Here is a 26,727-nt window from a genome sequence, read left to right on the forward strand (position 1 = left end):
CAGCAAATCACTCGTGATTTGCTGACCGCCTCGTTCCCCAGTCAGCCCGACCTCGAGCCGAGCGAAGCGAGGTGGCGACACGCGCGGAGGCGAAGCCGAGCACGAGTCGCGTCGGGCTGACTGGGGTCTAAAGAGCCCGCATCAGGGGCTGGGTCTTGCGAGCGCCCATCGCGACCTTCTGATCGCCGTCGAGCGCGGCTTGGGCCCATACCATGGCGTCGGCGCGCTCGTTGAAGAACCCATACGGGACCGCGGGCGGCTGCAACGCGTACAGCGCCCGGACTCGCTCGCGCGTCATGGTGCCAGTCACGAACGCGATGCCGCGGTGCAGCTGACCGATCGCCTGGGCGCGGCTGAGCTGCCACCGCTGGTTCGGCACCTCGACGATTCCGAGGTTAGGTGCGCTGCCGTCGATCACCATCGCGAAGGGCTTCCCCCTCGCCAGGTTCGCGTCGAGGCTGCGCAGGTAGCTGGAGAACTCGTCCTCGCCGAGCCGGCCACCGAGCACGAACACAGACACCAAGGGACTCACCGTCGACATGCCGTCATGCATGACATGTTTTACTGAAGGTGTATAGAAAAATTCTCGAGGGCGAATCCACCCCAAACGCCGGCCAAAGGACCGCCCCATGCCGTTTGGGACGGTGGGAGGGTTGGCTACCAATGAGCGTACTAAAGTCCAATTGATGTTATCACCAGTCCCAAAAATAGTGGATATGCCACACCCAAAGTTGGGGACGTTTACGGTGATGACTCATACCGACCACATGTTCCAATGGAGGTTATATATTTACAGGATAGGTGCGCGTTCACGCGGCCTCGCGGGTGGGGCAAATCGCCCCACTGTGATGGGTGTGGGCGTCCCCACCCAAAGATCATTAATCTCATTTGCGCGGAGATCTCCCGCGGCGCGGACGCGCGAAAGATGCGCCGCTTGTTGGCCCGTGGGCAAGGCGATACACCCCGCCGATGCAGCCGTGGGAGACCCTGGCCGAGGCCGACGCGCCCGATGGTGCGCGCCTCGAGCTGCGTCGGCGAGGGCACGAGTACCTGATCCGGGCGGGAGGCTGGGATCTGATGTCGAGCCGCGACGACAGCTCCGCCCGGGCGCTCGCCACGATCGGGTGCGCGGGTCTCACGAGCCGCGCGGGCGTGCGGGTGCTGATCGGCGGCCTGGGCATGGGCTACTCGCTCGCCGCGGCCTGCGAGCTGCTCGGTCCCGACGCGCAGATCGAGGTCGCCGAGTTGGTTCCCGCGATCGTCGAGTGGAACCAGGGCCCGATCGCCGCGCTCGCTGGTCGCCCGCTCGACGATCCCCGCGTCCGCGTCCACCACGGCGACGTCGCCACGCGGATCGAGCAGGTTCGTGATCACTTCGACGCGATCCTGCTCGACGTCGACAACGGCCCCGACCCCCTCGCGCACGATCACAACGCGCGACTGTACGGCGCCGCGGGCCTGCGCGCGGCCCACCTCGCGCTGCGCAGCTCGGGCGTGCACGCGGTGTGGTCGTACTCGAGCGCTGGCAGCTTCGCCCGGACCCTCGAGCGCGCTGGCTTCGAGGCTTCCGTGCATCCGGTCCCCAACCATGGTCGCGATCGCGGCAGCACCCACGCGATCTGGCTGGGCCGCCGCCGCGCGCCCAAGCGACGCTGACCAGTGCGAGTCGCGTTTGCGATGCTGCGTCGCCAGGAACCTGTGCTGATGACCTGCGCCCACTCAGCGCGTGAGCAGCTGCTCGAGGTGCTTCTGGACGTGACCTCGCGTCAAGCGATGCCCATCGAAGCCGGCGAGCACGGGGGCCGTGAGCTCACAGACGAGGCTCGTCAGGGTCGACAGCGACTCGACGGAACTCGCCACGAATTCGACATCGGCGCTGACCGTATCGATTGTCGACTGCCCCTGTGCGTGGTCCCACGCGTCCGGCCAGCCCGTCAACCTGCGACCCCGCAGGCCCGACCATCGCGCGAAAAAATCGACCGTGGCCTCGGGGACGCCGAGCGCGGCGGTGTAGCTCGCGACGTGCAACAGAGCCTCGCCCACACGCCACACGGGCAGGCTCACAGAGAACGCGGTCCCGAGCTCGATCCGATCGGGGTGGCTGTCTTCGTCGTAACCGCGAAGCAAGTACAGATTGCCGTCGTTGGATGTCAGCCAGTAGTCCGAGTGCGCGGGGCTGCGGTCCTGGTTCTCGAACATCCAGCACTCGACCTCCGATAGGCCCGACCCGTGATCTACGATTCGCGGGCGGATCTCGTCGCGGGTCGGGACCCACCACGGCCGCCAGCCGGTATAGCCGTGGATCGCGGCGAGCCGCTCGAGAACCTCGTCACCGGGGAGCCGCGGGTGCGGCGCTTCAAACCGGTAGCCGAGCTCGTAGGTGCCGTGGACGTAGCGGCTGGGGGCGTCGGCGTGCTCATCGAGGCGCGCCTCGAAGCGCTTGCGCATCGCCTCCAGAAACCCGCTTCCGTCGACCTCCCCCCACGGCCGATGCCATTCGACTTGAACGATCGGACCGAGGATCGAGTACGTGTCGGGGGCGAGATCCGCGAAGCGGCGCCCCAGCCAGCTCGGCACGACGAAGACCAGCGCGCCGAGGCCACCCCAGTGGGGCAGGAGATCACGCGAAGCGTTGAGGTCGCGCAGCTGGGCCTCGTGACGCTCGGCCTGCGTTGGCGCAGCCTGGGATAGATCGAGAACCACCAACAACGGCCGTGAGTCCTGCTCCGCACCTGAGCTCCACGCCTTCCGAGCCTCGTCGATGGTCGCGGGCTCGACAGCCAGATCCAGCCACTGGACCCGCCAGGTTGTCCTGGAGTCCAGCAAGACGGTTCCAACGAGACGCTCGACAGCCTCGCGCCCGCGCCGAGGGTCGTCGATGATCACGAGCGCAGTCGTGGGTATCGGAGATGCTGCGAGACCTCGAGCTGCGGCCTCGAGCGTGGCGAGTGGGTCACCCATGGCTCCGCTCTAGCCGAGCTGCGCGCTCAGCTCGGGGTGACGATAAAGGGCAGGGTTGAGGTCCGCCCAGTCGTCGGCGTTTTGATACATCATGATCACGCTGTTGCTGAGCAACACCCCGAAGCGCTGAAGCTGGTCCTCGCTTGGAGGCAGGTGATCCTTGGTCTTGTGAACGTGAACGAGGGTCGGGTAGTCCGCCTGCGAGATTACCCGCGTATACCGAGCTGCGCGCTCACCTAGAGCGGCATCGAAGCGCTTGTCGCTCAGCGGCGTGCCCCAGTCCCGCGCCTGGCGAAGCATCTCTTGCAGCATGGCGACGAGCTCGCGGGGATAGCCGGCGGACGCCTGGATCATCGTCGCTACTCGCCCATCTCGCCGAATATCGTAGCGCTTCACCCGCTCGGTCAGGCCCCGCATCTGTGCCCGAGCCTTCTCGACGAACTCCGTCAGCGAGGACGCGACGTGGGTTCGCATCGCCGCACGAAACGACGGATTGCTGCTGAGTTCGAAGACCAACTTCCCGGCGTCGACACCAACGTCGAACTTCTGAAGCTCGACGCTCGTGCCGTTGAGCCAGTGCCACAACCGCGCCATCACGGACTCGTGTCCCGTGGCGTCCGGATCGAGCGCCTCGAGCTCGAGAACGGCGCGCTCGGTCTCGTACAGGATGACAAACAGAAGATCGACGATGCTCAGCGGTGAGTTGCGATCGATCCGTGACCCCGCATCGATGAGCACGGGGAACAGAGCCGCGCCCGCGGGATCGCGCAGCTTCTCGGCGATCCGCCGCAGCTCCGTCGACTTCCCCGCGCCGGGAACACCCGTGAAGAACAAGATCTTGGTCTGGTCCGCCCCCGCGAATTCGTTGGCGATGCGCCGGGCCCACGCGTGCCGACGCGGCGCCTCGTCGCGCTCGATGCGATCGATATCGACGTAGCGGTCGGCGCCCGGCTCGAGGACCTCGTGAGGGTCGCAGAGACTGATCAGGGCGTAGAGTTCATCCGGGGTCATGCGCGTGACGGCGCGATGGTAGCAAGCGGACGAGCGCGTGCGGAGCACCGAGCTCACTTCTCAGGGCGAGCGGGCCTGAAACCGCCTCACTTCCTGGCGCAGTGCACGCCCCCCGTGCGAGTCCGCGATCGTTGGGCTCAGGCGCAGGCTCGACAACGACCGGACTTCCGGCTTGGCCGCACGCACGCCACCACTCAGCCGACCGGCGGCGGCAGCTCGTCGCAAGAGTCTTGAATGACCGACAGCGCCTGATCGAGCGCCTGCGAGAGATCACCCTGGCAGATGTCCCCCAGCACCCCGTTGGGCGCGAGGTTGGTGAACGCATGCAGGCTCGGCGCCGCGGTGGCGCTGCCGAAGTTCGAATTACAGCTGCCGTTTTGCGGGCCCGCGATCGTCACGATCACATAGCGATCCTCGCCCTGCGCAAATTCGTCGAGGGTGAATTTGGTGTCGGCCGGCGTGGTCGTGGTGTTGTTGGCGTCGTCGTCTTCGTCGGTCAAGATCACGATCACGAACAGCGACTGGTCCCCGCGATAGAACCCTTCGTTGACGCCGCCCGGCCCCGACTTGGCGATGAACTGCTCGATCGTGTCGAGCGGTCGCTCCTTGCCAATGTCGCTGCAGTTGTTGCACGAGCTCTTGGGTAGCGGGGCGGCGCAGCTGAACGTGTCCGAGACGCTGGGCGCGGGGCCGTCGATCCACAGCTTGCCCTGCATGTCGCAGTTGGGCCAGAGTCCGCCGCCGCCCTGACCGTCGTAGAGCGCGCCGTCCAGGCCGAAGGTCGACTGGCCGTCGAGGTTGTTGACGATCGACGAATTGGTCAGGCCCAGCCGGTAGCCCAGCGCGGCGGTCATGGGATCATTGACGTAGTCGTCGAGCACCTGCACGAAGCTGGGAAAATTCGCGTTGAGGTTGGCCTTCTCCTCGCTCATCGACGCCGAGATGTCGACGATGAACAGCACGTCGATGTACTGACACCCCTCGTCACCACCGGGCCCATCGTCGACGCCCGTGTCGGCCGGCAGCACGTCGAGCTTGGGGCCGCCGTCGGTGTCGCCGTCACCGTCTCCGTCTCCAGGATCGCCGTCGCCGTCGCCGTCTCCGTCGCCGTTGGTCGCGCCGGATCCCTGGGTGCCCGACTCGTCCGCGGTCGCGCCAAACGTGACGCCCGCGTCCGCGCTCGTGAACACGCTGCTCTCGTCGTTGGTGTCGGGGGAACAGGCGAGGACGGCGAGGGCACAAGGGAAGATGAGGGTTCGACGTGACATCAGCGGCTCCGATCAGGATATTTGTACGATTCGTTGGCTTGGCGCGGGGGATTGTTGGAATTAATAGCCGTCATTGAGTCTGCAACCTGATCGGCGTGTGTGTGACACTATCCCGATGCGCCAGCCGCACTCCACCTCGATCTCCATTCTCGCGCTCACGCTGGTCTTGGCCGGCTCAGGCTGCAAGAAGAACGAACCGACCGCGGCCCCAGAAGACGACACGTGGGTGCCCGACGAGAGCCTCGAGCCCGCGGCCACCCCCACCGCTGCCGCGCCGGAGCTCTCGGAAGAAGAGCGGCTCGAGCAAGCCAAGGCGCTCTACATCCAGGCCGAACAAAAGGCGGCCGCCGAGGACTGGACCGCGGCGGTCGACCTCTACGAGCAGGCCTACTTCCTGGTCCCCGGCAAGCACGGGTTCGCGTTCAAGGTCGGGGTCGCGGCCGACAAGGCGGGCGACTGCAAGAAGGCGACCCAGTACCTCGAGCACTTTGTCACCTACGCCGAGGCCGACAAGTATGGCGACGATCTGAAGCAGGCCAACAAGACACTGGCCGCCCTCAAAAAACAGGGCTGCAGCGACTGAGCTGCCCCGCGACTCGGGCCGCTACCCCGGCAGGTACTCCGGCGGCCAGAACCGCTCGCACCAGCGCCGAAATTCGATGATCGGCCCGTCTTCGGCCAGCGGCTTGGGGTTTTGCAAGAACTTGCGCCGGGTCCAGATCATCTCGTCGCCGTCGAAGTCCTTGGTGGCGATCGCCAGGAACACCCGGGCCAGCAGATCCTCGAGCCCGCGGCTGATCACCCGTCGCGCGAGCTTGTTGACCGGGTTGTCGATCGTGCGCTTGACCGAGCTGACCACGCGAATGTGGCAATCGGTGGGGCTGACCGGCGTGATCAAGATGATGTTCATGATCTGCAGGTTGCCCTGCTCGGGCCCGAGCGTGGCGAGCGACAGCGCCATGCCCGGACCGAGCACCCGAATGTCGAATTCGAACGGGGTCTTGATCGACTTGCCAAGCCGCTGCAGCAGCGGGCTCGGGCTCTGCGCGCCCAGGGTCCAGGTCACGCGCAGGATCGCCGAGAAGTCGCCGTCCTCGTCCTCGGACGGGTGGCGGTCGATCCCGTCGAGCTGCCAGAAGTGGACGGCGTAGAAGTGCTGAATGTCGACGATGTTCTCGGTCGGGAAGAACACGTTGGTCGGCTTGAGCGGGCGCCCGGCGTTGGTGACCGGCTCGCTCCAGCCGTCGAAGAAGTCAGGCTCGAGGAAGCGCAGCGGCCGGTCCGGATTGGCGCGATCTGCGCCATGCCAGATGAAGATCGAGGCGGCGACCTCGTGGACCGTCCACGGCACCGACTTGACGTGGCGCAAGCTGGTCGCGTCGGCGACGAAGTCTCCCTTGACGCACTGACCGTCGCCGTTGAAGTACAGGCCGTGGAACGGGCAGCGTACGCAGCCGTCGACGACGCGCCCGCCGACACCCCGGTGCGCGCCGAAGTGCGGGCACTGGGCGTCGAGCACGACGACCTTGCCGGCCGCATCGCGAAACGCGATCAGCTCGTTGCCCATGTACGTGAAGTTGGTGATCTTGCCCGCGACCACGTCGCTCGAGCGCAGCGGCGAGAACCAGTCGTGCACGTACTGCGGCGGCGGCCGCATATACCGTTTGGAGGCGTTCTTCGCCGTGGCCATTGCGGCCGCAGGCTACCACGAACCACGCAAGGCATAGACACAGGCCCCTCAGCTGCTAAAAACGCTCCCGCATGGCCAACAAGGTCCTCGTCACCGCCGCGCTCACCTACGCCAACGGGCCCGCCCACCTCGGGCACGTGCTCGAGGCCATCCAGACCGACGTGTACGTACGCGCCCGGCGGATGATGGGCGACGAGGTGATCTTCATGTGGGCCGACGACACCCACGGCACGCCGATCCAGATCCGCGCGCTGCGTGAGGGCATCGATCCCGAGCAGCTGATCGCGCGGGTCTACGACGAGCACGTCAAGGCCTACGACGGGTTCCAGATCGGCTACGACATCTTCTACACCACGCACAGCGAAGAGAACCGCAAGCACGCGGCGGCGATCTTCGAGGCGCTGCGCGAGCGCGGCGACATCGAGGAGCGCGACGTCGAGCAGCTCTACAGCGAGGTCGATCAGATGTTCTTGCCCGACCGCATGGTTCAGGGCACCTGCCCGGTGTGCAAGACGCCGGATCAAGACGGCGACTCGTGTGAGAGCTGCGGCAGCACGTATCGTCCGACGGAGCTGATCGAGCCGCGCTCGGTGATCTCGGGCGACACCCCGGTGCTGCGCAGCTCGGAGCACCTGTTCGTGCCGCTGGCCCGGCACGAGGCGTTCTTGCGCGAGTGGCTGAAACCGGTCTCGGACGGCGGCACCACGATCCTGCAAGACAGCGTGCGCAACTTCGTGCTGAGCTGGGTCGACGGCGGGCTGCGCGACTGGGACATCTCCCGCGAGGCGCCGTACTTCGGCATCGAGATCCCGGGGTACCCCGGCAAGTACTTCTATGTGTGGTTCGACGCGCCGATCGGCTACATCGCGGCGACCGAGAAGTGGTGCGAGCTGCACGGCCAGGATCTGCAGGACTGGTGGAAGGCTCCGCCCGGGCGCGGGGACGGTCAGACCGAGATCGTCCACGTGATCGGCAAGGACATCGTGTACTTCCACTGCCTGTTCTGGCCGGCGATGCTCCACGCCGCCGGCTACACCGTGCCCTCGCGGGTTCAGGTCCACGGCTGGCTCAAGGTCAACGGCGAGAAGATGTCGAAGCGGCGCGGGACCTTCATCCTGGCCAACACCTACCTCGAGCACGCGGATCCGGCGTACCTGCGCTACTACCTGGCCGCGCGGCTGTCGAGCAACCAAGACGACTTCGACCTGGCGATGGACGACTTCGTGGCGCGGGTCAACGCGGACCTGGTCGGCAAGGCCGCCAACCTGGCCAGCCGTAGCATCAAGTTCATCAACTCCAAGCTCGGCGGCACGCTCGGCCCGATCCCCGAGGACGGCGTGCCCGTGATCGACGCCGTGCGCGAGAAGCTGCTCGAGGTCCCGGATCTCTACCGCAACTTCGACAGCGCCAAGGCCCTGCGCCTGGCCATGGAGATGGCCGAGACCTGTGACGCGTACATCAACGAGCACGCGCCCTGGAAGGTGATCAAGACCGACCCCGAGCGCGCGCGGGCGATCCTCACGGTCGGGGTCCAGGTCAGCAAGATGGTCGGCGCGGTGCTGCAGCCCGTGATCCCCGAGTGGGGTGAGAAGATCGGGCGCATGCTGAAGCTCGAGCAGCCGTTGACCTTCGCCAACGCGGCCGAGCCGCTCGCCGAGGGGCTCGAGCTCGGGGCCTACGAGACCCTGGCCGAGCGACTGCAGAGCGCGACCCTCGACGCGCTGATCGAGGCCAGCAAAGCGGACGTCGCGGCCGATCGGGCCGTGGGCGCCGCCCCTGAAGACGCGCCGAGCTTCGCCTACGAGGTCGAGCCGCTCGCTCCGGAGGTCGGCATTGAAGCGCTGGGCCAGATCGATCTGCGGGTCGGCAAGATCGTCGAGTGTGAGCCCGTGCCCAAGGCCAAGAAGCTGCTGCGGCTGACCGTGGATCTCGGTCCGCTCGGGCAGCGCAACGTGTTCTCGGGCATCTCGCAGAGCTACGCGCCCGAGCAGCTGCTGGGCAAGCACGTGGTCATGTTCGCCAACCTCAAACCCCGAACCATGCGCTTTGGCGTGAGCGAGGGCATGATCATGGCCGCCGGTCAGTCCGACGACAAGGTCACCGTGATCGAGCTCGACCCCCGCTCGCTGCCGGGCGACAAGATCAGCTAGCGTTGGGCAAGCCCGCACATCAGTGGGAGACGCGACGGCACCAGGCGCTCCGGGTGCCCGAGCGTCCGTTCGAGGACGACCCGCGGTCCGAGGCGTTCACCCTGGTGTTCCGCGACGGGCACCGGGGCTGGGCCAAGTGTGGGCTCGCGCGCCAGCAGGTCGACGAGCACGGCGCCGCCGACCCCGACATGACCCACGCGATCTCGGCCTGGCTGATCGCCAGGGGCGCCCGTCAGATCGCGCTGTGCGGGCCCGGGGGTGAGGCGCTCGCGGCTGGCCCGATCTCACCCGCTGCCCTCGAGCGGCCTAGCTTGGGTCAGGTCGCTCGGCTGATCTCGATCTGCCCGTCCAACCTCGAGGCGATCGCGGCGCTCGGCTGCTTCGACCGGGTGATCGCCTGCGAGAACAGCTCCGACTATCCACCCGAGGTCACCCAGCTCGAGCGGCTCGGGCCCGACCTTGGTCCCGACCTCGATCGCATCGGGGAGCTCGCGCCCGATCTCGTCGTGTCCTCGCTGACGGTCCCGGGCATGGAGCGCAACGTGACGGGCCTGCGCGCGCGCGGGATTCCGCAGCTGGTGCTCGCGCCGCGCAGCATCGCCGATGTGCTCGCCGAGCTCGAGCTGCTTGGCGCGGCGCTTGGCGTCGAGCGCCGGGCGGCGAAGGTGGTCGCGGACATGCGGGCCCAGATCGCGCAGCTCGAGCGGACGGCGGGTCAGCGGGAGCCCGCGCGGGTCTACCTCGAGTGGTGGCCACGCCCCATGTTCACGCCCGGCTCCGCCTGCTACAGCAACGAGCTGATCGCGCTGGCGGGGGGCGTCAACGTGTTCGGCGATCAACCCGGCTCGAGCGTGGAGATCACCACCGAGCAGCTGACCGCCGCCCAGCCCGAGGTGTGCTTCGTGTCGTGGTGTGGCGTCGCGCTCGCCAACCTCGACACCCGGCGGGTGATCGACCGGCCCGGGCTCGAGCAGCTGCAGGCGGGGCTGCGCGAGCACGTGTATCCACTCGATGAGCGGTTCTCGGGTCGGCCGGGGCCACGCATGCTCGAGGCGGCGCGGATCATGGCGGCTGGCATTCAGCGCGCGCGCGCGACTTGATCGGGCTCGAGCCGCGCGAGCGCGGCCCGACTCGGTTACCCTGCCAGCGTGTTCGTGGACGACATCGACACCGACCCGCGCTGGCTCGTGATCGCGGAGGCCCTCGAGCTGCGTGACCTCGACCGGGCCAGCTCGACGCTCGACGAGCTCGCCGCGCAGATCGGCGAGCGACACCCCCGAATTCTACACGAGCGCGCGCTCGTGGCCTGGGAGCGCGAGGGGCCCGAGTCGGCGATCGCGGTGCTGGATCAGCTCCTGCGCGACGAGCCGACCAACGCCGACGCGCACTACATGCGCGCGATCGCCTGCGAGTCCGCCGATGATCGCGAGGGCATGATCATCCACTTCCTCGAGACCCTGCGGCTCGACACGCTCGCCGACGCCGACCAGGACCATCGCTTCCACGAGCAGGATCTCGACCTGATCGAGGCCTCCGCCGAGCAGGTCATGGCGCAGATCCCCGAGGAGTTCCGCGAGCACCTGCGCAACGTCCCGATCGTGCTCGAGCCTCGCCCCCACCCCGAGGTCGTGCGCGAGGGCTTCGACCCCCGCGCGCTCGGGCTGTTCGAGGGGCTCGAGCAGGGTCGGCTCGCGGCCGGCGAGCCATCCCAGGCTCCCACCCGCATCGTGCTGTTCTACGCCAACCTGCTGGCCGACGCGCCCGACGACGAGACCTTGTTCGACGAGATCGAGATCACGCTGTTGCACGAGATCGGTCACTTCTTTGGGCTCGACGAGGACGACGTCGAGCGGCTCGGCCTCGAATGACACGCCTGACCTGGCTCGTGTTGCTGGGCTGCGTGGGTGGGTGTCACGCCGAGCCTGCTGCCCCCACGCCGCCGCCGCTGGTGGCGACGCCGGCTGCCGATCCGACGCCGGAGCCCACGATTGGCACCTCCGAGACATCGGAGCTCGAGCCGCTGCCGGCGGTCGCGAGCGGGTCGCCCTGCGAGCGGTCGTGCGCCCGGCTGCACGGCTGCGTGATCGCCCAGGGCGAGCGCGGGGTCGCGGCGGCGGCCTCGATCGAGCTCGGCTGCCTCGCGGCCTGCGTCCAAGACCCTGGCCCCGACGCCGGCACCTCGCTGTTTGGCTGCGAGCTACCCCCGGCACCCTCGCAGCCAGACAGCTGCGCGCCCTTTCTCGAGTGTGTCGGTGGTGCGTGGCCGAGCAAGGCTCGTCCCCTGCCCGAGGGCGGTAGCATCCCGCTCATCGAGGCCACGGGCTGCGAGCGCGCCTGCTGGGCGTATGCCCGCTGCGAGGACAAGGCCGACACCGACGAGGACGAACGCAACATCGAGCGGTGCATCGAGAAGTGCGGACAGATCCTCGATGACGAGCAAGAGCTGATCTTGGGCCAGTGCGCCAGCTTGCCCGACTGCCGCGACATCGAGCACTGCGTGCTGTCGACACCCGGCGCCTGAATCCGGCCGAGCAGATTTTTGGGCGTTTTTTGGACGGCCGATGGCGCTGTGCCACCTTGCCCACATGCTGCTCGCCGCCCTCGAGTCCCGGATCGACGACATGGTGTCTGAACTGGCCCAGTTCCACGGTTACCGCACCGTGTGGCTCGGCGACAATGGTCAGCTGTTTCACGCCGAGCCCGACGACATGCTGGAGCTGCGCGGCTTCGTGTGCATTGCGACCGTGCTCCGCCCCACTCGTGAAGAGCTGACCGCCGCCGCGCTCAAGATCGTCACCGTCGAGTTCGACGAGCCGATGCGCCGCGCGATCGCCAGCTGGGAGACGCCGATGACGGCGCTCGAGAGCAACTTGATCCCGGCGATGTAGCCCCCGGCCGCGCTCGCTAGGGCATGAAGAAACGGAGCCCCGGCGACGCCGGAGGCTCCGTTTTTTGCGCGGGCACCCGCAGCTCAGATCGAGATCAGAGAGCTTTGACCGCGGCCTGCACGTCGTCGTAGTTGGGCTCCTGGCCCGGGTTGTCGGCGACCCACGCGAACCGCAGCTTGCCCTGCTTGTCGACCACGAACACCGAGCGCTTGGCCGCCGTGTAGCCAGCCATGCCCGCGAAGTCGGCGTGCTCGATCCCGTAGGCGCGGACGGCCGCGCGCGCGTAGTCGGACAGGATCGGGAAGTTCAGGCCGTTCTTCTCGGCGAAGGCGGCGTTGGAGAAGGGCGCGTCGACGCAGATGCCATAGACGGCGGCGTCGAGCTCGTTGAACGCCGCGAGCGAGTCGCGGAACGTGCACAGCTCCTTCTCGCAGACACCCGTGAACGCGGCCGGGAAGAACGCGAGCACCACGTTCTTGCCGCGCTGCTCGGACAGCGTGACCGCCTCGCGCTTGGTGTTGGGGAGGGTGAAGTCGGGAGCGTCGGAACCGATGTCGGGCATGAGGCGCGCAGGCTAACGCCGACGCAGTTGTCCCTCCACCCACGTGTTGAGCCCGCTCGCCCGAAATCTCTCGCGCCGGAGCTCGGTGCGTGAGCTTTTGCGCGAGAGCCTCATCACGCGAAATGCACGGTCCCGCCCAGTCGGGCGCCGCACCTGTGGCAAGGCGGACGCCTGCATGATAAGTGGGACACGGAGATCAGACATGCCAGAGCTCAAGGGATCCAAGACCGAGGACAACCTCAAAGCCGCCTTCGCGGGCGAGTCACAGGCCAACCGCCGCTACCTCTACTTCGCCAAGATCGCCGACGTCGAGGGGTACCCCGAGGTCGCGGGCAACTTCCGCGACACCGCCGAGGGCGAGACCGGCCACGCGCACGGCCACCTCGACTACCTCAAGCGCTCTGGCGACCCGGCCACCGGCCTGCCGATCGGCGACACCGCCAACAACCTCAAGGCGGGGATCGCTGGCGAGACCCACGAGTACACCGACATGTACCCCGGCATGGCCAAGACCGCGCGCGAAGAGGGCTTCGAGGAGATCGCGGACTGGTTCGAGACCTTGGCCAAGGCCGAGAAGTCCCACGCCGGCCGGTTCGAGAAGCTGCTCGACGAGCACTTCTAGCGGGCTCTGGGCAACCAGTGAGACGAGACGGCCGCCATGAGCGGCCGTTGTCGCGAGATCCCGCCGCGCGAGCATGGCCTTCTGGACGGCCACACCCGCATCCGGCGGGTTGTCGCGCAATTTGCGATTTGCACGACCGATCTCGCCGCGCCGGGGTACCCTCTAATTCAACCTCTGTGCTGTCAGCAAGCGGCGCTCGGCCGCACACCCCAAGCGGAGTCCAAGCTCATGCGCCGCATCCTGTTGTTGTGTCCACTATTGATCGCTGGCGCCACTGGCCTGGCGAGCGCCCGCGCTGACGCGTGCGGCGGCACCTTTTGCGACGGGGGCCAGGTGCCGATGCCCGTCGATCAGACCGGCGAGGACGTCCTGTTCATCCGCGACGGCGCCGAGCTCGAGATCCACGTTCGCATCCAGTACGAGGGCGAGGCCGAGCGGTTCGTGTGGTTGCTGCCGCTGCCCGCGATCCCCGAGGTCAGCGTCGGCTCCGACCCGCTGTTCGTCGCGCTGGCGAACGCGACGATCCCGGTCTGGTCGACCGTGACCAGCTTCGAGGAGCCGCCCAACGACGGCTGCCCGCCAGGCGGCTGCCTCGACCTCGACGGCGGCGGTGATCCGCCGCCGCCCGACGTCGTGTACGAGGAGATCATCGGCGCGTACGAAGTCGTGGTCCTCGACAGCGACAGCGTCGCGTCGATCATCGACTTCTTCGACCAGAACGACTACGCGTACGACCCGGCCGCCACGCCGCTGATCCAGTCCTACCTCGACGACGGCTCGTTGATCACCGCCGTCAAGCTGACCGCGGGCGCCAGCGTCGATCAGATCCACCCGCTCGCGTTTCGCCTGGTCACCGACGAGCCCTGCATCCCGCTGCGGCTCACGGCGGTGGCCGCGACCGACGACCTGAGCGTGCGCGCCTACTTCTTGGGCCAGCAGCGGTGGGCGCCCAGCAACTATCAGCACGTGGTCCTCAACCCGCTCGCGTACGACTGGAGCGGGCAGAGCTTCGGGTCCTACGGCGAGCTGCTGAGCCTCGCCATCGACGAGGCCGGCGGCCACGCGTTCGTCACCGATTACGCCGGCACCAGCGGGACCGTCTCGACCAACGGCGTGTGGCGCGAAGAGTGGGACGCGGACAGCCTCGCGGGCATGGACGCCAACATGGCCCTCGACGCGCTGGTCGACATGCAGCTGATCGTCGCCAGCCAGATCAATCCGCACGTGCTCGCGGCCCTGCGCGAGTTCCTCCCGGTTCACCCCAACTGGGGCGCCCCCGAGCTCGACTTCTGGCTCGACCACGCCCGCCACCCGGCGCTGCTCGACATGATCGACTTCGACGCCGTCGGCTTCGCGGCTCGGCTCGACGAGCGGGTGTTCGCGCCTGGCCTGCACGCCGTCGAGCTGCTCGACGCCTCGCCCTACCTCACGCGCCTCCACACGACCATCTCGCCGGCCGAGATGACCCTCGATCCCACCTTCCACCCGGCGCCGGATCTGCCCGACGTCAGGGAGCGCCGTACAGCGACCGCGCTCGTGCACGCCGACGATGACTGGGCCACTTACGAGGTCCCGTTCGCGGGTGGGCAGGGGGCCGCGACCGCGTCCGTGTGCGTCGATCGTGCCGCGGGTTGGCCGAGCCTCGAGGACCTGCCCATGGCCCTGCGCGTCGAGCAAGTCCCCAGCATGGGGCCGCCGCAGGTGACGGTCGACAATCGAGTCCAGGTCGAGCAGTGGGCCCAGACGAACTACAGCGGGTCTGCCTGCGAGACCAGCGGTGGCGCAGACACGGGCGAGTCCGGCGGCAGCGGCAGCGATGATTCACATAGCGAGTCTGGTGACCCGGGGTTGGGTCCCACGATGGGCGCCAGCTCGACGTGCGCGTGCTCGAGCGATGCTGATGGCGGTGGTTGGGGCGGCCTCGGGCTCGGGTTGTTGGTGTTGGGCGCGGCGGTTCAGCGTCGGCGGAGGTGATTGCTTCTGCGTTTAAATCCAGCTCAGCGACGGTTGAGCGTGAAGCCTGCGTGATTACCGCGCACCGCAGTGACCCGGGTCCGGGTTCACGCGAGCATTAATACGCACGCGAACTGCGGCCGACATGCCGAGCATGCTGTAGGCTTGCGTCCACGCCGGGCACGCGCACGCGCCCGCGCCCTCGAGCTCAGCATCATGTCCAGACTCGCCAATTTGCAGTTCAGCGTCAGCTTCGACAACGACCCCGATGCCAACTGGCAGGTCGTCAACCTCTCGCTCACGGAGTCGATCAACGACCACTACACCGCGAGCATCGAGGTCGAGACCGAAGACGCCCACGCCGACACCAGCGACCTGCTCGGCACCACCTGCGAGGTCTCGATGCAGCGGGGTGAGCATCCGCCGCGCTTCGTCCATGGCGTGGTCGCGCGGGTCGACTACCTCGGCCACCACGAGCACCACGTCCACGCGCGGGTCACCGTGGTCCCCGCGTTCGCGCTGGCCAAGTCGCGGATCAACTCGCGGATCTGGCAGGACATGTCGGTCCAGGACATCGTCCGCGAGGTCCTCGCCAACACCCTCGACGAGTACGGCCGCAGCGTCGAGTTTGGCCACCTGCAGCGCGGGCTCTCGACCCGCGACTACTGCGTGCAGTACCGCGAGAGCGACCACGACTTCGTGTGTCGCCTGCTCGAGGAAGAGGGCATCGCGTGGTTCTTCGTCCACGACGGTGAGCGCGGCCACGAGGTCCTGACGCTGTGCGACGACAACGAGGACTACCCCAAGCACGCCAACGTCGACGGCACGGCCACGCTCCCGATCATCGCGCACAACCCCGACGAGGCCGACATCGAGTCGCTGCAGGCGTTCGAGTGGGCCCAGCAGCTGACGACCACCTCGGTCTCGCTCAGTGAGTTCGACGCGGGCAGCCCCTCCGCGGGCGCGGCCGATCTCCAGGGTGAGGCCGACGCCCGCGGTCGGAGCCGCCAGATCGTCGATCATGGTCAGCGTCGGTTCGGCACCGGTGAGCTCGGCCAGCGCGCCCAGGACATGCAGCAGAGCCTGCGCATGTCCGGCTCGCTCGCCACCTGTGAGAGCAACGCCTCATCGGCTCGGATCGGCCATCGGTTCATGCTCGACGGCGCCAACCATGACGGCACGCCCAGCGAGTGGCTGGTGACCAGCATGCTGCACGACTACGGCGGGGATGGGGCCGGCGGCGCGCAGGTCTATCGCAACACCTTGACCTGTGTCCCTGCCACGGTCGTGATTCGCCCGCGCGAGCTCACCCCCAAGCCGGAGGTCCGCGGCCCGCAGACCGCGACCGTGGTCGGCGGCGGCGAGATCGACGTCGACGCCAGCGGTCGGATCCAGGTTCAATTCCACTGGACCAAGAACCCCGAGCAGCGCGGTGGGTCGGGCGGGACCTCGTGTCGGCTCCGCTGCGCGCAGAGCTGGGCCGGCCCGGGCTGGGGCGCGCAGTTCATTCCGCGGGTCGGCATGGAGGTCGTCGTCGAGTTCCTCGAGGGCAACCCCGACCGGCCGCTCGTGACCGGCTGCGTCTACAACGGCGCCAACGAGCCACCGTTCGCGCTGCCCGGCAACTCGACCCAGAGCGGCTGGCGCAGCAACAGCTCGCCGGGCGGCGGCGGCAGCAACGAGCTGCGCTTCGAGGACGCCGCCGGCTCCGAGGAGATCTACCTCCACGGGCAAAAAGACTGGAACACCGAGATCAAGCACGACAAGGCCCAGACGGTCGGCAACAACGAGTCGCTGCGGGTCGGCAACAACCGCCGCAAGTCCGTGCAGGCCAACGAGACCGAGTCGATCGGGGCCAACAAGAACGTCACCGTCGGCGAGGATCAACTCGAGGTCATCGGCGCCAACATGACGCTGACCGTGGGCGTCAACCAAGCCGTGGAGATCGGCGCAGACCAGAGCGTGACGGTCGGCGCCAGCCGCAGCGAGAGCATCGGCGCCAGCGCGACCCAGACCGTGCTCGTGGCCAAGACCGTGACCGTCGGCGGCATGCTGGCCACGATCGTCGGCGGCGCGATGAACACCTCGGTCGGCGCCGCGCTCCTCGAGGAGGTCGGCGGCATCAAGACAGTCGCCGTGGGCGGCGCGAGCGGAGAGAGCGTGGTCGGGCCCAAGTCCGTCGACGCGGCCTCGATTCAGCACAGCGCCCGCAGTGATCTCAGCGCCACCGCTGGCGCCAACGTCAGCGTCTCAGCCGGCAAGGACATGGCGATCACCGCCAAGGGCGAGCTCTCGATCGCCGGCAAGAAGAAGGGGCTGATCGAGCTCGAGTCCGACCTCACGATCAAGGTCGGCAAGGCCTCGATCACGCTCAGCAAGAACGGCGAGATCAAGCTCGAAGGCACCAAGATCAGCGTGAAGGGCAAAGACTCGATCACGCTCAAGGCCAAGAAGGTCAACCAGAACTGACGACCGCCGCGTGCGCCACGGCGACGTGTTCGGGATCGGGTAGAGTGGGTCCGTGTCCGGTTCAGGCACGGGTTCCCGCATGAGCGCCGCGCAGTACCTCGAGCTCGAGCGCGCCGCCTCGGCCAAGCACGAGCTGTGGCGTGGCGAGGTGTTCGAGGACCATGTTCTGGTCGCCCAGACGCGGATCCTGGTCGAGCACTATGTTCGGCAAAACGACGGCAGCTGGAGGCTGCGAGCGCTGGAAGCTGGGGATCAATTGCACCTCGCGGGCGTCGCCGGGGCGATCCTGATCGACGACATCTATCGCAAAGTTCCGCTCCCGACTGACCGCTGAGTCCCCCGCCCCGCTCGACCAAACCCTGGGTCTGGCAGCCGACTGGAGTGCCACGAACGGTCGCAGCGCCGATATTCGCGAGGTATGATGCCATTCCCATTGGCGGGAGGAGACCGCGTGAAAGTTCGACGAGACGATGCCTGGATGACGTTCAATGCGGCCACGGACGCCGACGACTTCAGCGGCGTGCGGATCAAGGAAGTCCGGGCGTCGCCGCTCGTGCCGGGCGGGCGCACGCACGTCTCGCTGTTCGTCAGCGAAGATGGCGGCCGGCCGCACCCGCGCATGCAATTCGAGATGCCGCCGTGGGACGACCCCAACCCGCCCGCGCAGCTGTTCAATCCAGCGCCCGCGCCAGCCGACGCGGACAGCCTGCGCGACGCGATCACGGCCGCGCTCGCCGACCACGCGCAGCTGCTCGCGGCCAAGGATCCAGAGCTCGACCTCGCCCACCCCAACAGCCGCAAGTACGCGCGCAACAGCGTGCGAACCCAGCGAATCGCCGGCTTGTTCGCCGAGATCCGCAGCTTCGCAGCCAAGGCCGGGCTGGGCGCAGCCGGGGACTATGTGATCACCGAGCTCGAAGACCTGGCCTACGCGACCCGGATGCAATTCGACGACGTCGACACGGGCACCTATCACAGCTACGAGAAAGACGCGCCCTTCGTTCATTATCTGGAGACGATCCTCGCCAGCCTCCCGCCCGAGGGCAGCGAGGCCCTCGCGGTCCTGCCCTCGGGCGAGGCCAACGCGATCATGCTGCAGCGCGAGCAGGCCCAGCACCACCTCGACCACCTGATGCGCCACAAGTATGCCTATGCGGGCATCGCCGAGACCGACATCGAGCGCACGCTCGGCGGCCTGATGATCGATCGTGACACCCGCAAGATCGTGTCGGAGACGCCCGAGACCGCGCAGAGCCTGCTCCCGGCTTACGAGCTGCTGCGCGTCGAGCCGGGCTCCGATCACATCCACGCGGCGGCCTGGGTCTACCGCTCGGGCGCGGGCATCCACCTCCAAGACGGCACCAAGATCCAGGTCAGCGAGGATCAGCTGCGCCGGGTCGCGGTCGCCACCCACAACATCAGCTTCGCCCGGGCCAACGGTGACCCTCGCCTGCGCAAACACATGCGCCTGGACTGGGACAACAACGGCTACGTCGCCAACGGCAAGATCGACTGGGTCAGCTGGGCCGGCCACTGCGACATCAAGGCGATCATGGAGCAGCTCGGTGTCACGCTCGACGACGCCAGCACGGTCACCGAGTACCGCAGCGACACTGGGGCCACGACCGTGTGGACCGAGCCGCTGCTCGTCGAGGCGATCGCCAGCGTGCTCGAGCTCGGCTCGATCTACCAGCGGTTTGACGGCTCGGGCGTGATCAAGCGCGGGATCACCCGATTTGGCGGGGCCCGCAACGACAGCCGCCCCGACCGCATCCAGCTGACCGGGCTCGGCGAGGGCAAGCATGTTCGGTGGCCGCTGACCGGCCGGCAAGACAGCTTCATCGTGACCGGCATGACGATCGACGGCGAGCCTGTCGACCTCGACACCGTGTTTTTTGCGCAGCTCCCCGATCTCGACGCGCTCGAGCTCCACGACAACCCGCGGTTCTTGAAGGTCATTGAGGGCGACTACAACCTCATCGACGTCAGCGGGGCCACGCTCGAGGTCGAGCTCGAGCTCGACAGCATCGACCCACACACCGGGTACCCGGTCCGCAAGCGCGACACCACCACGATCGATCTCGGACCCAGCCCGACCGAGGCGCGCTACTTCATGGGTACTCACGTGCAGGACCCCGCGGCCCGCGAGCTGTACCGGGTCTACCTCGACCGCGAGCACCACCAATTCGTGGCTGAGCTCGACCGCTATGAGAAGCAGGGCCAGGCCTGGGTCGCCGTCCCGCAGCCAGACAAGACCGTCACATTCCCGCTCGCCAAGCCGCTCGGCTGCACGCTCTCGCGCGAGGCCAAGTACGACGATCCGGCCATGTTCCAGTCGCTGATCGAGGTCGCGCTGCGCACGGGCCAGAACATCTGCGCCGACACCGACATGCAGGCCGCGGTCTGGAACGGCGTCGTGCTCGGGCTCAGCAGCGAGCGCACCGGGGTCAACCGCGACAGCCGGGTCGAAGCCTGGAAGGTCGAGGTCGACGCCCGATTTGGCCGGGCTGGGCTCGCGTACCTGGTCGCGCGGGCCGAGGACGGCACGCCCAAGTCCTACTGCCCGGCGCCCCAAAACGGCGGTCTCGAGGCCGTGGACTTCCTGTGGCAGGACTTCCCCGACGTCGGCACCAAGGGCAAGATCGGCGAGGACTGGGTCGTCAACAAGACCATGGTCGAGCGCGGCATCGTCGGCACTCGGGTCGCGCCCAGCTCACCGGGCGGGTTGTTCATCGAGGATCAGCACATCAAGAACCTGTATGAGGTCTTGTTCTGCGCGATGGGGGGCTTCCCGTTCACGATCGTGCACGGCAACAAGCGCTGGGGGTACGAGAGCGAGGCGGCCCACCAGGCCGCGGTCGCCAAGCTCGAGGCGCTGCGCGGGGCGCTGAAGTTCGAAGACGGCGAGCGCGACGTATCAGCCGACGGCGACGGCGATGACGAGTAGCGTCGGGAGCCCGGCCGTCGTCACGCCTCGCGCAACAGCGACCGCCAGTCCGCCTCGGCCTCGAGCGCCGCGAGCAGCGAGTTCATGCCAAACAGGATCCGGCTGAGCAAGACCAGGCCATGGCGCTTGGGCTCGCGCCAGCCGATCTTCAGCAGGTTCTTGGCCACGGTCAGCTTGGCCTCGAGCGTGACCTGGGCCAGCCGCGTGGTGTAGTCGCGGGTGTAGCGGTAGGGCTGTGGTGCGAGCACGGGCTCGAAGCAGTAGCGCACGTAGGACTCGATGATCCCGCGCAGCGGCGCCGAGGTGTCGTCCGGGAACTCGAGCGCGTCGGCGAGCACCGCCCACAGCGAGTCGCCCTCGCGGCCGTCGAGGATCGCCTCGATGACCCGCCCAAACGCGGCGCGCGAGTCCTCGTCGAAGTACTGCACACACCCAAAGTCGAGGAACACCACGCGCGCGTCGCCAGGAAACAAAAAATTGCCTGGGTGCGGGTCGGCGTTGAACATGCCGTGGCGCAGCAGCGAGCGAAACACGAACCGAAACAGCACCTCGCCGATCGCCGTGCGCCGCGCGTCGTCGGCCGTGGCCACGACCTCGTCGAGGTGCTGCCCGGCCATCAGCTCGGTGACCAACACCCGCTCGGTGCACAGCGGCTCGTACACGGCGGGGATCAGCACGCGCTCGTCGTCGGCCCAGCGCGCGGCGAAGGTCGCCATGTTCGCAGCCTCGCGCCGGTAGTCGCACTCCTCGCCGATCCGCTCGAGAAAGTCCTGGACCATCACGCCGGTCTGCACATTGGGCACGATCGCCTGGATGGTCCGGGCGATCGAGCCGGCGTTGCGAAGATCGCTGGTCACCGCCTTGCCGATGTCCGGGTACTGGATCTTGACCGCGACCGCGCGACCATCGGGCAGTCGCGCTCGGTAGACCTGGCCGATCGAGGCCGCGGCGATCGGCTCGGTCTCGAAGCTCGCAAACGCCTCGGTGTACGGGCGCCCGAGCTCGGCCTCGAGCAGCGCGCGCATCGGATCCCACCCCAGCGGCTGGGCGTTGACCTGCAAGCGCGAGAGCAGCTCGGCGTAGATGCCCTGGTACTCCGGCGGCACGACCCCGTCCATGAACGAGAGGATCTGCCCCACCTTCATCGGCAGGCCCTTCATCTCACCCATCGTCTCGAACAGCTGCTCCGCCGTGCGCCGATGCAGGGCCTCGAGCGCGGCGTCCCTTCCACTCGAGATCCGCGTACCCAGGGCGCTGGCGGCCGCGCCCCCGACCCGCGCTGCGAGCCCGCCAAGTCGCGCCAACCGACCTGCGCGGCCAGTCCGAAACCCGCTCATGCGCCGATGGTGCCACACTCGCGCGCCGACGGCTGGGTCACCTGGGGCCGCGAGGCCGGACTCGGGTTGGGGCGCGGGTTGGGGCCCGGTTGGGGGTTGGCTGGGCGCGGGGACCGTCGTGTACGATCGACGCAGCCATGGTCGAGCTGAGGCCACAAAACCTGACGCTGACCGGCGCGCTGCCGCGGGATCGCCCGACCGACGCGCGAGCCCATCGCGTCTATGTTGCGACCACCAACCACTGCAATCGGGCGTGCCCATGGTGCAGCACCTGCTCATCGCCGCGCGGGAACAGCTTCATCTCGCTCCCGGACTACGCCGCCAGCTTCCCCAGCGAAGGTCCGTTCGAGGTCCAGCTCGAGGGCGGTGAGCCGACGATCCATCCGCAGTTCTCCGAGCTCGTGCGCCTGGCTCGGGCCGAGCCCCGGTGCGCGCGTGTGGTGATCGTCACCAACGGCGTGGTGCTGCCGCGCACGCGTGCACCGCTGCGCGCGTGGCTGCTCGAGCTCGGCGCGCCGCTGACGATCAAGCTGTCGATCAATCACCACCTGCTCGCCCAGGACGACCAGCTGCTCGCGCTCGCGGCCTTGCTGCACGACGAGCTGGCCTCGCTCGGAGCCGAGCGCGAGCTGGTGCTCAACGTGCGCCTGCGCCCCGACGCCCCCGGACAGGACGTGTGGGTGCGCGAGGCCGTCGCCCAAGCTGGCCTGCTCGAGCTCGCCAACGTGTTTCACCTGCAGGCCTACGGCTTCGCCAGCGAGCGAGCCGGCTGGGCGGCGCCGTTCGTGGTCGGGACCAACTTCACGCTGGTCAACCCCGACGGCCGCACCCACGGCCCCGATCTCGTCGGGCGGTCCGAGGCCATGCGGGTGCTGCCGTGAGCGAGGTCGTCGATCCACGCGGGTTCGTCTCGCAGTGGCGGCGACGCAAGAGCGCCGCGTTCGACCTCCGCGCCAACAGCACGGCCGGTGCCGCGGTCGACCTCGAGCTGTGGGGCCGCGCGGTCTCGGTGTATGGCAACGCCAACTTCTCGGTCTACAGCGCGCAGGTCTGCAACGCCCGCTGCCGGTTTTGCGTCGAGGAGCTGCGCCCCGCCTCACGCGGGCACGAGCTGGCGCGCCAGCGCACGGTCGAGTCCGACGACGCAGCCTACTTCGCCGCGCTCGAGGCCTCGCTCGAGGCCCTGCGCCCGCTCGCCCCGACGATCTCGATCACCGGGGGCGAGCCCAGCAAGGATCCCCGCCTGCCCCAGATCCTGGCGCTGTGCAGCCGCTACCCGTCCAAGCGGCGCTCGCTGACCACCAACGGGTCGGGCCTGCTCGACGTCCACGCAGGCGCGCCGCTGATCCAGCACATCGTGAACGCGGGGGTCGAGCACCTCAACATCAGCCGCGCGCACCCAGATCACGATCACAACGCCCGGCTCATGGTGTTTCGCGAGGGCTTGCAGCTCGAGCAGCTGCGCGAGGTCGTGGCTTTCGCCAGCGCCGGGGGCTGCCGCACGCGCTTGTCGTGTGTGTTGGTCGAGCGGGCGATCGACTCGCTCGCGGGCATCCGCGCGTACCTGGACTTCGCCGCCGAGCTCGGGGTCGACAACGTGATCTTTCGCCAGCTGATGCACGTCGATCGTGAGTCGGTCGCGCAGAACTTCGTCGTCGCGTTCAGCGATCGCATGCGGACCCAGCTCGAGCCGCTGCTCGATCAGATCAGCGACGCGCCCGACTTCGAATTTCAGCGGCAGATCGTTGGCTATTATTACTACGTGGAGGTCTGGCGGTATCGGGGCATCGACGTGGTGTTCGAAGAGGCCGACCTCGCCCAGCTCGAGCGCACCAAGCAGACCATGCCGGGGGTGATCCACGAGCTGATCTTTCACCCCAACGCCAAGCTCGCCTCGACCTGGCAGCCCTGGGACGGCGTGCTCGGCCCGCCAGCGCGGGTGCCTGCGTGAGCCTGGTCCGGGCGGCCCTGCCCTATCTCGGCGACAACCTGCTGCTGCTCGCTGATCTGTGCAGCGCGCTCGAGTCCGACATGCGCGGGCGGGTGCTGCTGCGGGCCAGCGAGTCGAACAAGCTCGAGCGGATCCTCGCCCACGGGACCGACCGCGGCGGGTACCCGGGCGATCGACGCTGGCGCCACGATCCCAGCGTCGCCCACGAAGACGTGATCTTCGCGACCACGCCAGCGCACAACCAGGCCGCCGAGGCCGACCCTGCCCGCTCGAGCTCGCTGAAGAAGTTCGCGGGCATCGACGAGCCGCTGCTGCTGATCTACGAGGCCGACGCGCTCGAGCAGCTGCGACCGACCGAATTTCGGTTTCGCCACGCATACGCCAAGCTCGCGGCCCTGCGCGCGGTGGTGCCGGTCACCAAGCTCGCGCTGCCCGACGGGTGGTTTCGTGCGGCCGAAGGCATGGCGTATCGAGATCTGGTCGAGCGCGCGCTGACGGGGCCAAGCCGCGGCCAGATCGTCGAGGTCGGCTGCTGGCTCGGACGCAGCACCTCGTACATCGCAGGGCTATGCCGCGCGCGCAAGGCCAGGCTCAGCTGCGTCGACACCTGGTCTGGATCCAGCGATCGCTTCGACCTCGGGTACCGCGAGCGCCTGGCCACCCGCGACATCGAGGCCGAGTTTCGCCAGCACCTCACCGCGCTCGGAGTCGACGCCGAATGCATCCGACGGCCCTCGGTCGCGGCCGCGGCCAGGTTCGAGCCGGGCGCGGTCGATCTCGTGTTCCTCGACGCATCCCACGACCGAGCGGCCGTGAGCGCGGACATTCACGCGTGGCTGCCCTGCCTGCGCAGCGGGGGGATCCTCGCCGGTCACGACTTCGCCGAGGATCACCCGGGCGTGGTCGCGGCCGTCGAGCAGGCCGCGGCCACGCTCGAATGTCCGATCCAGCGCGGCCCCGGCAGCTTGTGGTGGGTGCAGGCATGACCGAGGCCACGCCCTGCGTGTACATCGCGACGGGCGCGTTCGACTGCGGCAAGACCACGACCCTCGAGTGGCTGCAGACCCACCGCACGATCACCATCCACGCCGAGGCCCACCTGCGCGCGCTGGCTTCACTGGGGACGCGCAGCGCCGGTCACCCGCCCAACACCGCGTTCACGCCGATCGAAGATCCCGACCACCTGTGTCCGATGTGCTGCCCGTGGCGGTTTGCCGAGCTGACCCTCGACCACCAGCGAGACATCGAGCGCGCCGCCCAGACCGGTCACGTGCTCGAGCGCGGCTACCTCGATCCAATCGAGATGTTGCTGCGCAACACCAACGCAGCCGACGACGCGCCACGGCCCGCGTGGACGCCGATCACCCGCTACGCCAAGGTGTTCTTGTTCGAGGTCATGCCACAGCTGCAGCGGCCCCGCTGGGGCAAGAGCGCGGCCCAGCGCGCGGCAGAGGCGGTCGCGATCAATCGACGGCTCGAGCGGCTGTATCTGCACGCGGGCCATGACGTGACCCGGATCGCGCCCGCGAGCGTCGAGGTCCGCGCGAGCGTGTTGCTGGCGGTGATGCGCAACGAGATCGGCCCCGCGTCACGACAGGCGTGAGGCGGAGCCGAGGCTGATCGACCCCCGAGGAGCGAAGCGATCCTCGTGGGGTCACATGCCGGCTAGGGCAGCTGGCCGCCGGCGGTGGTGATGTCGTCGATCCACACGGTGTCGGAGTTCTCGTCGACGCTGCCGTCCTTGTCGTAGGTCCAGCGCAGCGTGTGCTGGCCGGCCGCGATCGGGTAGGTCTGCTCGGTCCACGGGATCACGCCTGACCACTCGTCTTGCAGGACATCGTCAATGAAGAACTGCAGGTAATCCCAGTCCTCCTCCGTGCTCACGCGGTGCCAGAAGGTGACGCTGCCGGCATTTTGGAAGTCCAGCGTGACCTCCATGTGGGACAGCTGGTTGTGATTGATGTTGCCGGACTCCGCGTTGAACATGCCCGCGTGCGGCATGGTCTGGCTGCCGAACCAGTTCGCGGTGCCGGTCAGGACCCACTCATTGCCGAGCTGGGCGCCACCTTCGAAGTCGTCGCCCCACCCGTCTTGGGTGCAGGCCGACGTGTCGAAGCCGTCGCAGCTCATGGCGCAGCCGAGCTCGCCACCATCGAAGCCCTGGGTCTCGCAGGTCTCGCCGTCCAGCTCGGCGCCGTCGCAGACTTCCATGCCCTCGATCATGTCGTTGCCGCAGCTGGTGCACATGCCGATGTCCCACGTGCAGTCGACGGTGCAGCCAAGCTCGCCACCGTCGTAGCCGACGTCGACGCAGCTCATGCCGCCGAGGTCAGCGCCGTCGCACTCCTCGGGGCCCTCGATCATGTCATTGCCGCACTCGGCCATGTAGCAGCCGCTCTCGTCGATGACGCAGTCGTCGCCGCAGGCCAGCTCGCCGCCGGTGTAGCCAAGCGACTCGCAGGTGTCCTCGCCGAAGTCAGCCATGTCGCAGGCTTCGCCGCCGGCCTTTATCCCGTCGCCACAGACCGCGTCGAAGCAGCCGGTGGTGTCGAAGCTGCAGTCGCCGCCACACACGAGATCGCCGCCGGCGTAACCCAGGTCGACGCAGGTCGCTCCATTGAGGTCGTCGCCCTCACAGTCTTCGCTCGCACCAATGACCGCGTCGCCACAGACGTCACCGTCGCCGTCGCCGTCGCCGCTTGGGTCGCCATCGCCGTCGCCGCTTGGATCGCCGTCACCGTCGCCAGGATCACCGTCGCCGTCACCAGTCGGGTCGCCGTCGCCGTCACCGCTTGGATCGCCGTCGCCGTCGCCGTCGCCGTCGCCGTCGCCCGTGGTGCTGGTGTCGTCATCGGTTCCGCCAGCGTCGGAGACATCGTCAGCGGGGCAGCCCGTGGAGAGGATCAGGGGCACGCAAA

At 68.1% G+C, this 26,727-nt stretch carries 24 protein-coding genes; 16 read left to right on the forward strand and 8 right to left on the reverse strand.

Going from position 1 to position 26,727, the window contains the following annotated elements; genetic code table 11:
- Positions 1 to 127: 127 nt before the first annotated feature.
- Positions 128 to 541: a hypothetical protein gene (locus ENSA7_RS09425; protein WP_146157513.1), complete on the reverse strand. Its 414-nt coding sequence runs from the start codon at positions 539 to 541 to the stop codon at positions 128 to 130.
- Positions 542 to 969: 428 nt separating this feature from the next.
- Here ENSA7_RS09425 and ENSA7_RS09430 point away from each other — a divergent pair, with 428 nt between their 5' ends.
- Positions 970 to 1,656: an MnmC family methyltransferase gene (locus ENSA7_RS09430; protein WP_106088894.1), complete on the forward strand. Its 687-nt coding sequence runs from the start codon at positions 970 to 972 to the stop codon at positions 1,654 to 1,656.
- A 63-nt stretch (positions 1,657 to 1,719) separates the two neighbouring features.
- On the opposite strand, the gene ENSA7_RS09435 is transcribed toward ENSA7_RS09430, so the two are convergent.
- The 3 genes from ENSA7_RS09435 to ENSA7_RS09445 all read right to left on the reverse strand — a co-directional run bounded on the left by ENSA7_RS09435 (position 1,720) and on the right by ENSA7_RS09445 (position 5,240).
- Positions 1,720 to 2,961, reverse strand: coding sequence for a hypothetical protein (locus ENSA7_RS09435; RefSeq protein WP_146157514.1), 1,242 nt, complete (start codon positions 2,959 to 2,961; stop codon positions 1,720 to 1,722).
- 9 nt (positions 2,962 to 2,970) lie between these two features.
- The gene (locus ENSA7_RS09440) at positions 2,971 to 3,972 is read right to left on the reverse strand and encodes a hypothetical protein (protein WP_146157515.1); all 1,002 of its coding nucleotides are present in this window, start codon (positions 3,970 to 3,972) and stop codon (positions 2,971 to 2,973) included.
- A 194-nt stretch (positions 3,973 to 4,166) separates the two neighbouring features.
- On the reverse strand, positions 4,167 to 5,240 hold the full coding sequence (locus ENSA7_RS09445; RefSeq protein WP_106088897.1) for a hypothetical protein: 1,074 nt from the start codon (positions 5,238 to 5,240) through the stop codon (positions 4,167 to 4,169).
- 115 nt (positions 5,241 to 5,355) lie between these two features.
- Here ENSA7_RS09445 and ENSA7_RS09450 point away from each other — a divergent pair, with 115 nt between their 5' ends.
- Positions 5,356 to 5,823, forward strand: coding sequence for a hypothetical protein (locus ENSA7_RS09450; RefSeq protein WP_106088898.1), 468 nt, complete (start codon positions 5,356 to 5,358; stop codon positions 5,821 to 5,823).
- Positions 5,824 to 5,844: 21 nt separating this feature from the next.
- Here the strand turns inward: ENSA7_RS09450 and ENSA7_RS09455 are convergent, their stop codons facing one another.
- The gene (locus tag ENSA7_RS09455) at positions 5,845 to 6,930 is read right to left on the reverse strand and encodes a Rieske 2Fe-2S domain-containing protein (RefSeq protein ID WP_106088899.1); all 1,086 of its coding nucleotides are present in this window, start codon (positions 6,928 to 6,930) and stop codon (positions 5,845 to 5,847) included.
- Positions 6,931 to 7,001: 71 nt separating this feature from the next.
- Here ENSA7_RS09455 and metG point away from each other — a divergent pair, with 71 nt between their 5' ends.
- The 5 genes from metG to ENSA7_RS09480 all read left to right on the forward strand — a co-directional run bounded on the left by metG (position 7,002) and on the right by ENSA7_RS09480 (position 11,968).
- A complete protein-coding gene (gene metG / locus ENSA7_RS09460; RefSeq protein ID WP_106088900.1) occupies positions 7,002 to 9,080 on the forward strand; it encodes a methionine--tRNA ligase in 2,079 nt (692 codons plus the stop codon).
- A gap of 2 nt (positions 9,081 to 9,082) precedes the next feature.
- Positions 9,083 to 10,180: a cobalamin-binding protein gene (locus ENSA7_RS09465; RefSeq protein WP_106088901.1), complete on the forward strand. Its 1,098-nt coding sequence runs from the start codon at positions 9,083 to 9,085 to the stop codon at positions 10,178 to 10,180.
- Positions 10,181 to 10,228: 48 nt separating this feature from the next.
- Positions 10,229 to 10,948: a metallopeptidase family protein gene (locus ENSA7_RS09470; RefSeq protein ID WP_106088902.1), complete on the forward strand. Its 720-nt coding sequence runs from the start codon at positions 10,229 to 10,231 to the stop codon at positions 10,946 to 10,948.
- Positions 10,945 to 11,601, forward strand: coding sequence for a hypothetical protein (locus ENSA7_RS09475; RefSeq protein WP_106088903.1), 657 nt, complete (start codon positions 10,945 to 10,947; stop codon positions 11,599 to 11,601). The genes ENSA7_RS09470 and ENSA7_RS09475 overlap by 4 nt, the downstream gene beginning before the upstream one ends.
- A 64-nt stretch (positions 11,602 to 11,665) precedes the next feature.
- Complete coding sequence (locus tag ENSA7_RS09480; protein WP_146157516.1) at positions 11,666 to 11,968, forward strand: hypothetical protein; 303 nt, start codon at positions 11,666 to 11,668, stop codon at positions 11,966 to 11,968.
- 94 nt (positions 11,969 to 12,062) lie between these two features.
- On the opposite strand, the gene ENSA7_RS09485 is transcribed toward ENSA7_RS09480, so the two are convergent.
- Positions 12,063 to 12,530 (reverse strand): peroxiredoxin, encoded by a 468-nt coding sequence (locus tag ENSA7_RS09485; RefSeq protein WP_106088905.1) that lies wholly within the window; start codon positions 12,528 to 12,530, stop codon positions 12,063 to 12,065.
- 202 nt (positions 12,531 to 12,732) lie between these two features.
- Between ENSA7_RS09485 and ENSA7_RS09490 the strand changes: the two genes are divergently transcribed.
- From ENSA7_RS09490 to ENSA7_RS09510, 5 genes are all read left to right on the forward strand, one after another.
- Complete coding sequence (locus ENSA7_RS09490) at positions 12,733 to 13,152, forward strand: rubrerythrin family protein (protein WP_106088906.1); 420 nt, start codon at positions 12,733 to 12,735, stop codon at positions 13,150 to 13,152.
- A gap of 228 nt (positions 13,153 to 13,380) precedes the next feature.
- Positions 13,381 to 15,126, forward strand: coding sequence for a DUF2330 domain-containing protein (locus ENSA7_RS09495; protein WP_106088907.1), 1,746 nt, complete (start codon positions 13,381 to 13,383; stop codon positions 15,124 to 15,126).
- A gap of 195 nt (positions 15,127 to 15,321) precedes the next feature.
- Positions 15,322 to 17,574 carry a type VI secretion system Vgr family protein gene (locus tag ENSA7_RS09500; RefSeq protein ID WP_106088908.1) on the forward strand — a complete coding sequence of 751 codons (2,253 nt, stop codon included), beginning with the start codon at positions 15,322 to 15,324 and terminating at the stop codon, positions 17,572 to 17,574.
- A 52-nt stretch (positions 17,575 to 17,626) separates the two neighbouring features.
- The gene (locus ENSA7_RS09505) at positions 17,627 to 17,908 is read left to right on the forward strand and encodes a hypothetical protein (RefSeq protein ID WP_146157517.1); all 282 of its coding nucleotides are present in this window, start codon (positions 17,627 to 17,629) and stop codon (positions 17,906 to 17,908) included.
- A gap of 144 nt (positions 17,909 to 18,052) precedes the next feature.
- On the forward strand, positions 18,053 to 20,521 hold the full coding sequence (locus ENSA7_RS09510) for a hypothetical protein (RefSeq protein WP_106088910.1): 2,469 nt from the start codon (positions 18,053 to 18,055) through the stop codon (positions 20,519 to 20,521).
- A gap of 20 nt (positions 20,522 to 20,541) precedes the next feature.
- Here ENSA7_RS09510 and ENSA7_RS09515 read toward each other — a convergent pair whose 3' ends face one another.
- Positions 20,542 to 21,858, reverse strand: a complete 1,317-nt coding sequence (locus tag ENSA7_RS09515; protein WP_181233543.1) for an ABC1 kinase family protein — start codon at positions 21,856 to 21,858, stop codon at positions 20,542 to 20,544.
- Positions 21,859 to 21,995: 137 nt separating this feature from the next.
- On the opposite strand from ENSA7_RS09515, the gene ENSA7_RS09520 reads away from it, so the two are divergent.
- From ENSA7_RS09520 to ENSA7_RS09535, 4 genes are read left to right on the forward strand one after another with little or no spacing between them, the layout of a single operon-like run.
- Positions 21,996 to 22,739, forward strand: coding sequence for a radical SAM protein (locus ENSA7_RS09520; protein WP_106089051.1), 744 nt, complete (start codon positions 21,996 to 21,998; stop codon positions 22,737 to 22,739).
- Positions 22,736 to 23,809, forward strand: coding sequence for a radical SAM protein (locus ENSA7_RS09525; RefSeq protein WP_106088912.1), 1,074 nt, complete (start codon positions 22,736 to 22,738; stop codon positions 23,807 to 23,809). The genes ENSA7_RS09520 and ENSA7_RS09525 overlap by 4 nt, the downstream gene beginning before the upstream one ends.
- Positions 23,806 to 24,795 carry a class I SAM-dependent methyltransferase gene (locus ENSA7_RS09530; protein WP_106088913.1) on the forward strand — a complete coding sequence of 330 codons (990 nt, stop codon included), beginning with the start codon at positions 23,806 to 23,808 and terminating at the stop codon, positions 24,793 to 24,795. Before ENSA7_RS09525 ends, ENSA7_RS09530 begins: the two co-directional genes overlap by 4 nt.
- Complete coding sequence (locus ENSA7_RS09535; RefSeq protein WP_106089052.1) at positions 24,792 to 25,412, forward strand: AAA family ATPase; 621 nt, start codon at positions 24,792 to 24,794, stop codon at positions 25,410 to 25,412. The genes ENSA7_RS09530 and ENSA7_RS09535 overlap by 4 nt, the downstream gene beginning before the upstream one ends.
- 62 nt (positions 25,413 to 25,474) lie before the next feature.
- On the opposite strand, the gene ENSA7_RS09540 is transcribed toward ENSA7_RS09535, so the two are convergent.
- Entirely contained in the window at positions 25,475 to 26,722 is a 1,248-nt protein-coding gene (locus ENSA7_RS09540; RefSeq protein ID WP_181233545.1) for a hypothetical protein, read from the reverse strand.
- Between the last annotated feature and the right edge of the window lie 5 nt (positions 26,723 to 26,727).

It is taken from the genome of Enhygromyxa salina (assembly GCF_002994635.1).
In the GTDB taxonomy this organism is placed as follows: Bacteria; Myxococcota_A; Polyangia; order Nannocystales; family Nannocystaceae; genus Plesiocystis; species Plesiocystis salina_B.

What these genes read in the sequence shown, in the direction of transcription:
- ENSA7_RS09535 (WP_106089052.1), top strand. Translation starts at nt 24,792, where the DNA reads ATGACCGAGGCCACGCCCTGCGTGTACATCGCGACGGGCGCGTTCGAC.
- ENSA7_RS09520 (WP_106089051.1), top strand. Translation starts at nt 21,996, where the DNA reads ATGGTCGAGCTGAGGCCACAAAACCTGACGCTGACCGGCGCGCTGCCG.
- ENSA7_RS09440 (WP_146157515.1), bottom strand. Translation starts at nt 3,972, where the DNA reads ATGACCCCGGATGAACTCTACGCCCTGATCAGTCTCTGCGACCCTCAC.
- metG (WP_106088900.1), top strand. Translation starts at nt 7,002, where the DNA reads ATGGCCAACAAGGTCCTCGTCACCGCCGCGCTCACCTACGCCAACGGG.
- ENSA7_RS09445 (WP_106088897.1), bottom strand. Translation starts at nt 5,240, where the DNA reads ATGTCACGTCGAACCCTCATCTTCCCTTGTGCCCTCGCCGTCCTCGCC.
- ENSA7_RS09430 (WP_106088894.1), top strand. Translation starts at nt 970, where the DNA reads ATGCAGCCGTGGGAGACCCTGGCCGAGGCCGACGCGCCCGATGGTGCG.
- ENSA7_RS09515 (WP_181233543.1), bottom strand. Translation starts at nt 21,858, where the DNA reads ATGAGCGGGTTTCGGACTGGCCGCGCAGGTCGGTTGGCGCGACTTGGC.
- ENSA7_RS09500 (WP_106088908.1), top strand. Translation starts at nt 15,322, where the DNA reads ATGTCCAGACTCGCCAATTTGCAGTTCAGCGTCAGCTTCGACAACGAC.
- ENSA7_RS09490 (WP_106088906.1), top strand. Translation starts at nt 12,733, where the DNA reads ATGCCAGAGCTCAAGGGATCCAAGACCGAGGACAACCTCAAAGCCGCC.
- ENSA7_RS09450 (WP_106088898.1), top strand. Translation starts at nt 5,356, where the DNA reads ATGCGCCAGCCGCACTCCACCTCGATCTCCATTCTCGCGCTCACGCTG.
- ENSA7_RS09455 (WP_106088899.1), bottom strand. Translation starts at nt 6,930, where the DNA reads ATGGCCACGGCGAAGAACGCCTCCAAACGGTATATGCGGCCGCCGCCG.
- ENSA7_RS09475 (WP_106088903.1), top strand. Translation starts at nt 10,945, where the DNA reads ATGACACGCCTGACCTGGCTCGTGTTGCTGGGCTGCGTGGGTGGGTGT.
- ENSA7_RS09480 (WP_146157516.1), top strand. Translation starts at nt 11,666, where the DNA reads ATGCTGCTCGCCGCCCTCGAGTCCCGGATCGACGACATGGTGTCTGAA.
- ENSA7_RS09485 (WP_106088905.1), bottom strand. Translation starts at nt 12,530, where the DNA reads ATGCCCGACATCGGTTCCGACGCTCCCGACTTCACCCTCCCCAACACC.
- ENSA7_RS09435 (WP_146157514.1), bottom strand. Translation starts at nt 2,961, where the DNA reads ATGGGTGACCCACTCGCCACGCTCGAGGCCGCAGCTCGAGGTCTCGCA.
- ENSA7_RS09495 (WP_106088907.1), top strand. Translation starts at nt 13,381, where the DNA reads ATGCGCCGCATCCTGTTGTTGTGTCCACTATTGATCGCTGGCGCCACT.
- ENSA7_RS09510 (WP_106088910.1), top strand. Translation starts at nt 18,053, where the DNA reads ATGACGTTCAATGCGGCCACGGACGCCGACGACTTCAGCGGCGTGCGG.
- ENSA7_RS09425 (WP_146157513.1), bottom strand. Translation starts at nt 541, where the DNA reads ATGTCGACGGTGAGTCCCTTGGTGTCTGTGTTCGTGCTCGGTGGCCGG.